Genomic DNA, 11,127 nt, shown 5'->3' with positions numbered 1-11,127 from the left:
CGCAGGCAACGAACCCGCTGTGCTCACCGCCAGACGGGCACGGCCGGTGCGCGGCGCGGCATGGACCGCTCGGACACGCCGGCTCCGCCGCGCCCACCTGACGACTGCCCGCTACATCTTGTTAGCCGCTCTCAATTGCACTGAATTTGTAGATCGAAAGAGGTCGCTCGCACATGTGGTCAACCGGCTGTGTTGGCCGAGCGTACCGGGTCGGGGACGATGATCGGCTGGCGCGCCGGCGACGCTGCGCCACGCAGCTGCAGCGCAGCGCCTGGCCGCCACACCTGAGGCCGGCCTGCTGCACGCCCTTGCAGCAGGCACGGTAGCGCGATTGATCCATGCAGAACGCCTCCCCTGCGCCGGCGAAGGCATGCCGCGGGGGCGACTCAGTTGAGCTTCGCGCCGCCCTGCAAGCGTTCGCTCAACCTGGCCTTGAACTGCTCGAACTCCATGCCGCCGGCCTGGGCCTCCGCATGCGCGGCATCTTTGAGCGCGTCCGAATAGGTCAGGCGCACGGGAGTGCCCTGGCGCTCGTGCAGTTCGGCGGCGCGCATGATCAGCGTCAACACCTGCGCGGCGCTGGTGCTCTCGCCAGCGATGCGGCCGTCCATTCCCAGCACCCATTCGCCGTCGCGGCGGACGATGCCGGCCAGCAGCGTGCGTTGCTGGTCGCGCAGTTCGGCATGCGCCTCGATCGGCGATTCGGCCGTGGCCTTGGCGGCGGCCTGGTTGCGCTGGCGCTCGGTGGCACGCTTGCGGGCATCGCGGCGCAACTTGGAATCGGTGGACATGCGGGCTCCTGTAGGGTCAAAGATGGTCGGCCGGCTCCAGCGGCACTGCCTCGGTGGCCTGGCGGTGCCGCAGACGGCGGCCGCTGCGGCGCTCCCAGCGCCAGAATAGCCAGCCCAGCAGGAAAAAACCGGTCATGCCGATCGCCAGATGCCGCGGGTGTTCACTGAGCAGCGGCGACAGCACCCCGGCCACCACCGTATTGGTCATGAGCTGGGTAAAGGCCTGCAGCGACGAGGCCAGGCCGCGCTGCTGCGGGTACATGTCCAGCACCGCCAGCGCCAGGATCGGGAAGATCAACGCCATGCCGACACCGGCCAGGAAGATCGGCAGCACCGCCCACGGCAGCGCGATCTGCGCCACTGTCAGGGTGTAGCCGAGATTGGCGAGCGCGGCCACGCCGCAGCAGATGAAGCCGATGCGGATCTGCCGCACCGGGTTCATCTGGCCGGCCATGCGCCCGGACAAAAACGAGCCAAGCGTCATGCCGCCAATGGTGGGAATGAACAACCAGGCAAAGTCGCCTTCGCCCAGATGCAGGTGCTGCATGATCAGCACCGGCGCCGAGGCGATGTACAGGAAGATGCCGGCGAAATTGAACGCACCGGCGGCCGCCAGGCGCTGGAAGCGTGGGTTGAAGCCGATCCGTACGTAGTCGTGCAGCAAGCGCTTGAGCTGCAGCGGCGTGCGTGCTTCCACCGGGTGGGTCTCCGGCAGCCAGGTCATGGTCGCGATCAGCAGCACCAGGCCGAACACCACCAGAAACCAGAAAATCAGCGGCCAGCCAGCGCCGCTGAGCAGGATCCAGCCGCCGATGATCGGCGCGATCGCCGGCGCGATGCCGAAGATCATCGAGACCTGGCTCATCAGCCGCTGCGCATCCGGGCCATGGAACAGGTCGCGGATCACGGCCCGCCCGACGATCATCCCCACGCCGGCCGACAGGCCTTGCAGCGCGCGGAAGGCCAGCAGCGTGGGCAGATCCTGCGACAGCGCGCAGCCGATCGAGCCGGCGATGAACAGCACCAGCCCGCCCAGGATCACCCGCTTGCGACCCCAGGCATCGGACAGCGGCCCGTGCGCGATGCTCATCACCCCGTAGGCCAGCAGGTAGATGCTGATGGTCTGCTGGATCGCCACCTGGTCCACCGCCAGGCTGCGGCTGAGCCGCGAGAACGCCGGGAAGATGGTATCGATGGAGAACGGGCCGAACATCGCCAGCCCGGCAAGCAGCAGCGCCATGCGACGGGTGGAGGGCGTGGTGGGGGGCATGCAGGAGTCCGGAACGTGGTGCATCGGGGGACGCACGCCGGCACCTGCCTGTCGCAATGCCGGGATGAGCACAGGGACGCCGATGATAGGCGCTTGCGCCGGCAAGGTTAAGCAAGCGCAAGTACGCCCCCGGCCTGCCGCGCACCAGCCGGCGCGGAGCCACGCTATAATCGCCCCGGCAACACGGTGGGAGAAGCGGCACTGCCGCTGCCGAAGGCGCAACAGCCCGTAATCGCTCAGGCCCGATACCATCCGCAGTACAACTCTGGAGAGACCGGCCGATGCCGGCGCCGAAGGGGCACGGAACGCAGGCAGGCCATGGGCCAGGCCGCGTTTTTAAACTCTCAGGCAAAAGGACAGAGGGGCGCGAGGAAGACTGTCGCTGCGACAGGAGGTGATGCGCTGCGCGCGTCACGCCGGTCCGGTGGCTGTCAACCATTCGTCTGCCCCCTGCCCCGGATGCCCGCCATGTCCCAGACCACGTCTTCCCTGCGCGACCTCGAACACCACAGCGCGTTCGTCGAACGCCATATCGGCCCCAACGATGCGGAAATCGCGCAGATGCTGGATGTGGTCGGCCACGCCTCGCTGGATGCGCTGACCGACGCCATCGTGCCGGGCAACATCAAGTCGCCAGCCGCACTCGCGCTGCCCGAGGCGATCACCGAAGAAGAAGCGCTGGCCAAGATCCGCGCCATCGCCAGCAAGAATCAGGTACGGCGCACCTTTATCGGCCAGGGCTACTACGGCACGCACACGCCCAAGGTCATTCTGCGCAACATCCTGGAAAACCCGGCGTGGTACACCGCGTATACGCCTTACCAGGCAGAGATCTCGCAGGGCCGCATGGAAGCGCTGATCAACTTCCAGACCCTGTGCGCCGACCTCACCGGCATGCAGATCGCCAACGCCTCGCTGCTGGACGAAGCCACTGCCGCGGCCGAGGCGATGACGCTGGCCAAGCGCTCGGCCAAGTCGAAGTCGGACACCTTCTTCGTGCACGACGCGGTGCATCCGCAAACGCTGGAACTGCTGCGTACCCGCGCCGAGCCGCTGGGCATCGTGCTGCGCGTCGGCACCCCGGACGAAGCGCTGCAGGCCGAATGCTTCGGCGTGCTGCTGCAATACCCGGACAGCTTCGGACACATCGGCGACCACGCCGCGCTGGCCGATGCAGTGCACGCGCAAGGCGGCCTGGTCGCGGTGGCCACCGATCTGCTCGCACTGACCCTGATCGCCGCGCCCGGCGAATGGGGCGCGGACATCGTGGTCGGCAACTCGCAGCGCTTTGGCGTGCCGTTCGGTTTCGGCGGCCCGCATGCCGCCTTCATGGCCTGCCGCGATGCGTACAAGCGCTCGATGCCGGGCCGGTTGATCGGCGTATCGATCGATGCCGCCGGCAATCCCGCCTACCGTTTGACGCTGCAGACGCGCGAGCAGCATATCCGCCGCGAGAAGGCCACCTCCAATATCTGCACCGCGCAGGTGCTGCTGGCGGTGATGGCCTCGATGTACGCGGTCTACCACGGCCCCGAGGGCCTGACCCGCATTGCGCGCCGCACCCATCGGCTGGCTGCGATCCTGGCCGCTGCACTGCGCGGCGCCGGCGTCACCGTGGGCGAGCAGTTCTTCGACACCTTGCACGTCAAGGCGGTCGATGCCGAGGCCATCCACGCCAGGGCTCGCGCAGCCGGCATCAACCTGCGCGCGATCGACAGCGAAGCGGTCGGTATCAGCCTGGATGAAACCAGCACGCGCGCCGACGTGGTCGCGCTGGCGCAGCTGTTCGGTGCGCAGGCGGACATCGATGCGCTGGATGCCGTCACCGCCGATGCGCTGCCGCACGGCCTGCTGCGCAGCAGCGCGTTCCTGACACACCCGGTGTTCAACACCCACCACAGCGAACACGAACTGCTGCGCTACATGCGCTCGCTGGCCGACAAGGATCTGGCGATGGATCGCACCATGATCCCGCTGGGAAGCTGCACGATGAAGCTCAACGCCACCGCAGAAATGATCCCGGTGACCTGGCCCGAGTTCGGCGCGATCCATCCGCTGGCGCCGGCCGAGCAGTCGGCCGGTTATGCGCAGCTGATCGACGAGCTGGAAGCGATGCTGGTCGAATGCACCGGCTACGACGCGGTCAGCCTGCAGCCCAACTCCGGCGCGCAGGGCGAATACGCCGGCCTGCTGGCGATCCGCGCCTATCACCGTTCGCGTGGCGAAGCGCATCGCGACATCTGCCTGATTCCCGAATCCGCCCACGGCACCAACCCGGCGTCGGCGCAGATGTGCGGCATGACAGTGGTCGTGACCAAGTGCGATGCCAACGGCAATGTCGATGTCGACGACATCCGCGCCAAGGCGGAAAAGTACTCCGAGCGTCTGGCCGCATTGATGATCACCTACCCGTCCACCCACGGCGTGTTCGAAGAGGACGTGGTGGCGATCTGCGAAGCCGTGCACGCGCATGGCGGCCAGGTCTACACCGACGGCGCCAACATGAATGCCCTGGTCGGCGTGGCCAAGCCCGGCAAGTGGGGCTCGGACGTGTCGCACCTGAACCTGCACAAGACCTTCTGCATTCCGCATGGCGGCGGCGGCCCGGGTGTGGGCCCGTGCGCGGTGAAGTCGCACCTGGCGCCATACCTGCCTCGTGCCGGCATCCATGCCGGCGAAGGTCAAACTGCCGCCATCCATGGCGGCGGACTCAACTCCGAAAGCGGGAGTGAACACTCCTCGCGCATCGGCGGCATGGTCAGCGCGGCGGCCTACGGCTCGGCCTCGATCCTGCCGATCAGCTGGATGTACGTGACCATGATGGGCAGCGGTGGCCTGCGCAAGGCGACCCAGGTGGCACTGCTCAATGCCAACTACATCGCCAGGCGCTTGGCACCGCATTACAAGACGCTGTACACCGGCCGCAATGGGCTGGTGGCGCACGAGTGCATCCTCGACATCCGCCCGCTGGAAAAGACCAGCGGCATCGGTGCCGAAGACATCGCCAAGCGCCTGATCGACTTCGGCTTCCACGCGCCGACGCTGAGCTTCCCGGTCGCCGGCACCTTGATGGTGGAACCGACCGAAAGCGAATCGCAGCACGAACTGGACCGCTTCATCGACGCGATGATCCAGATCCGCGAAGAGATCCGCGCCATCGAAGACGGCCGCCTGGACCGCGACGACAACCCGCTCAAGCACGCCCCGCATACCGCCACCCAGGTGTCGGCCAGCGAGTGGACCCATGCCTACCCACGCGAACTGGCCGCCTTCCCGCTGCCCAGCCTCAAGCAGCAGAAGTACTGGCCGCCGGTCGCACGCGTGGACAATGTCTACGGCGACAAGAACGTGATGTGCGCCTGCATCCCGGTGGATGCGTACAAGGAAGACGCCGAGGCCTGACTGACGGTCCACAGATGTTAACCATCGAACCCGGCTGGTGAGACAGCCGGGTTTTTTGTTGCGTCATGCGATGCGCCCCAGCCTCGCGAGAGGACGACATCGATGGCCAGCGAATGCTGGTTGCAGCATTACCAGTGAACGCGCGATAGCGACATGGTGGCAGCCACATGGTCGCTACCAGAACCGCTGCTGGGGCGACCAGCATTCATCGACATCGCAGCTGCAGATGGTGTGCACATGCACTGTCCTGTTTCGGAGCCATCGCAGAACGCGACTCGCAACGCCTGCCGCGCAGGCACTGCGCGTGCGTTTGCCTCGCCTACACGTGCGATGGGCATGATGGCCAACGCCCTCCTCACATGGCAGATCCCTGCACATGCCTGCACTGAAACATCTCGCTACCTTGCTGTTGGCAACCAGCCTGCTGATCGGCTGCGCACCGCGCCGCCCCGGCGAGGTGCCGGCACTGGTGCATGCGCCCGATACGCGTGCCGAGCTGGTACGGACCGAGACGGGCGTGGTGCGCGGTGCGGCCAGCGCACAAGGCAAGACATTTCTCGGCGTGCCGTTTGCCGCGCCGCCGGTGGGCGCGTTGCGCTTTCGCGCGCCGCAGCCGGCAACAGCCTGGAAGGATGTCCGCGAAGCAACGCAGGCCGGGCCAGCCTGCCTGCCGCGCTATCGCTTCGGGCAAAAGAACGTCTCCGAAGACTGCCTCACCTTGAACATCTACGCCCCGCCCGGCCCGGCGCCTGCACATCCGCGCGCGGTGATGGTGTGGATCTACGGCGGCGCGCTGGAGCTGGGCAGCAATGTCGACTACGACCTGAGTGCACTGGCGGCGCGGCAGGATGTCATCGTGGTGGCGCCCAATTACCGGCTGGGGGTCTTCGGATTCTTCGCGCATCCGGGTCTGCGTGGCGAAGGCGAAGGGGCATATGCATTGCTCGATCAACAGGCCGCATTGCGCTGGGTGCAACGCAATATCGCCGCCTTCGGGGGCGACGCGCACAACGTCACCGTCTTCGGTGAATCCGCCGGCGCATGGAGCATCTGTTACCAGCTCGCCTCGCCAGGGGCGCGTGACCTGTTTCAGCGCGCGATCCTGCAGAGCGGCAGCTGCCTGGCCGCCGATTCGAGCGTGGCACGCCAGCAGGCCGAAAACGGCGGCACCCGCATGGCGCACGCGCTTGGATGCACAGATGACACAGATGCTGCAGCCTGCCTGCGCGGGCTGCCTGCCGACGCAGTGGCCGATGCAACGCCGCAACGCCGCGGCTTGACCGGCAGCGACGCCTGGGCGCCAATGACAGGCGGCGATGTATTGCCGTTGACGCCCGCCGAGGCGATTGCCGGCGCGCAGCATGTGCAGGTCCCGGTCCTGCTCGGCAACAACCGCGATGAGGGGCGCCTGTTCGCCCAACTGCTGTCCTACATCGGCAAGCTCACGCTGCGCAGCGGCTATGAGGCGCGCATCCAGCGCATGTATGCGGCACCGGCACCGATCATGGCGCACTACGCGGATGTCGCGGCGCAATCGCGCTGGGAAGCCTTTGCCGACATCGTCACCGACGGCGGCTTCGCCTGCCCCACGCGGCGGCTCGGGCAAGCGTTGCGCACGCATGCGGCGGTGTATGCGTATGAGTTCGACGACCCGCAGGCGCCGTACGGCCTGTGGCGCCTGCCGTTCTCGCGCCCGTTGGGCGCGTTTCACGCCTCCGAGCTGGCATACCTGTTTCAGCGCCCCTGGGTGCTCAGTGGCGACCCGCAGTTCAGTACAGCGCAACAGGCATTTTCCAACACTTTCCAGGACTATTGGGGTGCGTTCGCCCGCACTGGCGACCCCAACGGTGGCGGACGACCGCTGTGGCCGCGCCTGGAGGGTGACACGCCGTTGACACTGTCACCGCGCAGGATCGGCAGCACGCCCGACTTCGTACAGCGGCACCGCTGCGCGTTCTGGGATGCACATGCACAGGCTGCTGCACTCCCACTGCCGTCGCATACGCAACAGCATCAGCCGGACCTCACAGGCGATGGTCAACGATGAGCGTGTCGTCGCCGCAGCGAAGTGCGTCGGTGACGCAGATGCCGGTGCCGCACTGTCGGCTTCGCCCAGTTGCCTGCAATCAACGTTACGGGAGTGTTTCATGTCCACATCCACCTCATCCCCCTGCCCCGAGGTGCTGCTGCGCACCGGACGTCGCGTCGCTGCGCTTGGCCTGGGCTCATGGAATCTGGGCCAGGGCCGGCATCCGCCACACCAGGAGATCGAGGCGTTGCGCACCGGCCAGCAGCTGGGCATGCGGCTGATCGACACCGCCGAGATGTACGGCAACGGCCGTTCCGAGCAGTTGATTGGCCAGGCCATCGACAGCGCACAGGCGCCGTACCTGGTGTCCAAGGTGTTGCCGGGCAACGCGAGCGCGCGCGGCATCGCACGCGCCTGCGAAGCCAGCCTGCAGCGGCTTGGCGTGCGTACGCTGGATCTGTACCTGCTGCACTGGCGCGGCGGCAGCGATCTCGCCGAGGTGGTCGCGGCGTTTGAAGCCTTGCGCGACGCTGGCAAGATCCGCGATTGGGGCGTGTCGAATTTCGATGTGGACGATATGCAGGATCTGTGGCGCATCGATGGCGGGCAGCGCTGCCTGGTCAATCAAGTGCTGTATCACGCCGGCAGCCGCGGTATCGAATTCGATCTGCTGCCGTGGTGCGCCGACCATGAGGTGACGGTCATGGCGTACTCGCCACTGGGCAGCCGCGCCTTGCTCGACCATCCGGTGCTGCATGCCATCGGCGCACGACGTGGCGTGGCAGCCACCGCGGTGGCATTGGCGTGGGCGATCCGCAGCGGCCAGGTGATCGCCATTCCCGAATCGGGCACGCCCGCGCATGTGCGTGAAAACGCCGCGGCGTGCACCTTGCAGCTGGATGCGCAGGATCTTGCCGCCCTGGAGAGCGCGTTCCCGCCGCCCACGCGCAAACAGCCGCTGGATCTGTTGTAGATCCGCACGCTGCATCCTGCATCGCGATGGATGTGGCAGCGTTCGCATCATGCACGTGGCGTACTTGGCATTGCGCAACGCGCGCTCGCGCACGCTTGGCCACGTGCGATGCATGAGTGTGAGTGTTTGCTCGCATGTAGACACATCCGTTTAACAGCGCCACTCCCAGGCTCGATTGGATAGCCCGCATCCTCAAGCCCGCCAACGTGGAGTCCCCCATGGCCAAGTCCCCAATCAAATCCGCACAGGTTCCTTCTGTCGGCAGCTCCGCCAGCGCGCACGAGTTGCGTGGCATCGGCGACGAACTGCATCAGAAAGCCGGCGGTTCGCATCCGCAGTTGACCACCAACCAGGGCATCCCGGTTGGCGATAACCAGAACTCGCTACGCGCCACGCCGCGCGGGCCGACGTTGCTGGAAGACTTCATCCTGCGCGAGAAGATCACCCACTTCGATCACGAGCGCATCCCCGAGCGCATCGTGCATGCACGCGGCAGCGCCGCGCATGGCTACTTCGAGTTGACCAAATCGCTGAGTCAGTACACCACCGCCAAGATCTTCACCGAAGTTGGTGAAAAGACGCCGTTGTTCACGCGTTTCTCCACCGTTGCAGGTGGCGCCGGCTCGGTGGATACACCGCGCGATGTGCGCGGGTTTGCGGTCAAGTTCTACACCAAGGAAGGCAACTGGGATCTGGTGGGCAACAACATCCCGGTGTTCTTCATCCAGGATGCGATGAAGTTCCCGGACCTGATCCATGCAGTGAAGATGGAACCGGACCGCGGCTTTCCGCAGGCCGCCAGCGCGCATGACACGTTCTGGGATTTCATTTCGCTCTCCCCCGAATCGATGCACATGATCATGTGGGCGATGAGCGACCGCACCATCCCGCGGTCGCTACGCATGATCGAAGGTTTCGGCATCCACAGCTTCCGCTTCCTCAACGAAGCCGGCGACAGCACCTTCGTCAAGTTCCATTGGCGCCCCAAGCTCGGCCTGCAGTCCACGATCTGGGACGAGGCGGTGAAGATTGCCGGTGCCGACCAGGACTTCCATCGTCGCGACCTGTTCGAATCGATCCAGAGCGGCGACTTCCCCGAGTGGGAGCTGGGCGTGCAGCTGTTCACCGAGGCGGAAGCCGATGCATTCCCGTTCGATCACCTTGATTCGACCAAGGTCATTCCGGAGGAACTGGTGCCGCTGCAGATCGTCGGCCGCATGGTGCTGGACCGCTGGCCGGACAACTTCTTCGCCGAAACCGAACAGGTGGCGTACTGCCCGGCCAACATCGTTCCCGGCATCGATTTCAGCAACGATCCCCTGCTGCAGGGCCGTCTGTTCTCGTACCTGGACACGCAGCTGAGCCGTCTGGGCGGGCCGAATTTCCATCAGATCCCGATCAATGCGCCCAAGTGCCCGTTCGCCAACAACCAGCGCGATGGGCATATGCAGATGGGGGTGCCGAAGGGACGCGTTGCCTACGAACCCAGTTCTCTGCAGGCCGATGCGCCGCGTGAGGCGCTGCGTGGATTCCCCAGTCATGCAACGCCTGCGGAAGATGGCGCGAAGGGCCGCGTGCGTGCAGAGAGTTTTGCCGACCACTACAGCCAGGCACGGCTGTTCTATCGCAGCCAGACCGCACCGGAACAGGCGCATATCGCGTCGGCGCTGGTGTTTGAACTGTCCAAGGTCGAAACCGCGCATGTGCGCGAAGCCATCGTGGGGCATCTGCGTCATGTCGACCCGGCGTTGGCGCAGCGCGTGGCCGACGGCATGGGCATGACCAAGCTGCCGCCAGCACCTCCTGCAGCGGTTGCGCCCACCGACATGCCGCTGTCGCCCGCGCTGCAATTGATCGGCAAGATGAAAGACACCTTGCAGGGGCGCACGGTGGGCATCCTGATCCACGACGGCTCGGACGCCGCGGCGATCAAGGCCGTGCGCAAGGCCGCCGAAGCAGCCGGTGCAACAGTGAAGATCGTGGCACCCAAACTCGGCGGCGCCAAACTCAGCGATGGCAAGCAGCTGGCTGCCGATGGCCAGTTGGCCGGCACACCGTCGATCGTGTTCGATGCCGTGGCCGTGTTGCTGTCGTCGGAAGCGGCAAAATTGCTGACCACCGAATCTGCGGCATTGGACTTCGTCAGCAATGCCTGGGCGCATTTGAAGGCGATTGCCTTCGACGATGGCGCGCAGCTGCTGCTCAAGGCAGGCAATGTCGGCAAGGATGCCGGTATCGTCCCGGCTGCCGACACCAAGGCCTTCATCGCTGCAGCCAAGACCCGCCAGTGGGCGCGCGAACCGAAGGTGCGCATGCTGGCGTAACCTTATCCGCAGAGGCTGCACAGGCTTGGGCGCGAACGACTCTACGTCGTTCGCGCCCAAGTCGTTTATGCGGGCAGCAACTCATCTTCAGCAGTAGACCAATGCGTCCTACGCAACGGCCAGCCTTCAGCCATTCTTTTGGCCGTTTCTAGTCAACGACGCTGCGATTTGAGCCCCTGGCTGCCTGTACGTCGTTGCGCCTTCTTGTCTTTGGGGTGTTGGTGCGCGCGGATAGGCCGGCTGTAGAGCAGCGGGCTGCGACTCGGCTGCAAGGCCCTTGCCCGCCCACCGTCGCGGGACACGCCGCAAGTACGTCCTTGTAGCAACTGTGTTGTTGG

Annotated in this window: 6 protein-coding genes, 1 other RNA gene and 1 riboswitch; of the genes, 5 read left to right on the top strand and 2 right to left on the bottom strand. The window is 65.8% G+C overall.

The annotated features are described in order from the left end of the window. Positions 1–60: 60 nt before the first annotated feature. Positions 61–127: non-coding RNA, sX9 sRNA (locus tag Y887_RS19145), on the top strand. Between the two features lie 259 nt (positions 128–386). Here Y887_RS19145 and Y887_RS12920 read toward each other — a convergent pair. Together Y887_RS12920 and Y887_RS12915 are read right to left on the bottom strand one after the other, a co-directional pair. Then, positions 387–791, bottom strand: a complete 405-nt coding sequence (locus tag Y887_RS12920; RefSeq protein WP_046964722.1) for a hypothetical protein — start codon at positions 789–791, stop codon at positions 387–389. A 16-nt stretch (positions 792–807) separates the two neighbouring features. After that, positions 808–2,061 carry a multidrug effflux MFS transporter gene (locus Y887_RS12915; RefSeq protein WP_046964763.1) on the bottom strand — a complete coding sequence of 418 codons (1,254 nt, stop codon included), beginning with the start codon at positions 2,059–2,061 and terminating at the stop codon, positions 808–810. 255 nt (positions 2,062–2,316) lie between these two features. Beyond that, positions 2,317–2,431: riboswitch (glycine riboswitch) on the top strand. 98 nt (positions 2,432–2,529) lie between these two features. Here Y887_RS12915 and gcvP point away from each other — a divergent pair. From gcvP to Y887_RS12895, 4 genes are all read left to right on the top strand, one after another. Next, positions 2,530–5,463 carry an aminomethyl-transferring glycine dehydrogenase gene (gene gcvP, locus Y887_RS12910; protein ID WP_046964762.1) on the top strand — a complete coding sequence of 978 codons (2,934 nt, stop codon included), beginning with the start codon at positions 2,530–2,532 and terminating at the stop codon, positions 5,461–5,463. A gap of 376 nt (positions 5,464–5,839) precedes the next feature. Further along, positions 5,840–7,510: a carboxylesterase/lipase family protein gene (locus Y887_RS12905; protein ID WP_046964721.1), complete on the top strand. Its 1,671-nt coding sequence runs from the start codon at positions 5,840–5,842 to the stop codon at positions 7,508–7,510. A 100-nt stretch (positions 7,511–7,610) separates the two neighbouring features. Continuing rightward, entirely contained in the window at positions 7,611–8,465 is an 855-nt protein-coding gene (locus tag Y887_RS12900; protein ID WP_046964720.1) for an aldo/keto reductase, read from the top strand. A gap of 218 nt (positions 8,466–8,683) precedes the next feature. Continuing rightward, positions 8,684–10,789 (top strand): catalase, encoded by a 2,106-nt coding sequence (locus Y887_RS12895; RefSeq protein WP_046964719.1) that lies wholly within the window; start codon positions 8,684–8,686, stop codon positions 10,787–10,789. The last annotated feature ends 338 nt before the right edge of the window (positions 10,790–11,127 follow it).

Origin of the sequence: Xanthomonas pisi DSM 18956 (assembly GCF_001010415.1) — a bacterium.
Lineage (GTDB): Bacteria > Pseudomonadota > Gammaproteobacteria > Xanthomonadales > Xanthomonadaceae > Xanthomonas > Xanthomonas pisi.
Note: the sequence above shows the minus strand (reverse complement) of the source record. Positions and strands in the feature narration are given on the sequence as shown.

What these genes read in the sequence shown, in the direction of transcription:
- gcvP (WP_046964762.1), top strand. Translation starts at nt 2,530, where the DNA reads ATGTCCCAGACCACGTCTTCCCTGCGCGACCTCGAACACCACAGCGCG.
- Y887_RS12895 (WP_046964719.1), top strand. Translation starts at nt 8,684, where the DNA reads ATGGCCAAGTCCCCAATCAAATCCGCACAGGTTCCTTCTGTCGGCAGC.
- Y887_RS12920 (WP_046964722.1), bottom strand. Translation starts at nt 791, where the DNA reads ATGTCCACCGATTCCAAGTTGCGCCGCGATGCCCGCAAGCGTGCCACC.
- Y887_RS12900 (WP_046964720.1), top strand. Translation starts at nt 7,611, where the DNA reads ATGTCCACATCCACCTCATCCCCCTGCCCCGAGGTGCTGCTGCGCACC.
- Y887_RS12915 (WP_046964763.1), bottom strand. Translation starts at nt 2,061, where the DNA reads ATGCCCCCCACCACGCCCTCCACCCGTCGCATGGCGCTGCTGCTTGCC.
- Y887_RS12905 (WP_046964721.1), top strand. Translation starts at nt 5,840, where the DNA reads ATGCCTGCACTGAAACATCTCGCTACCTTGCTGTTGGCAACCAGCCTG.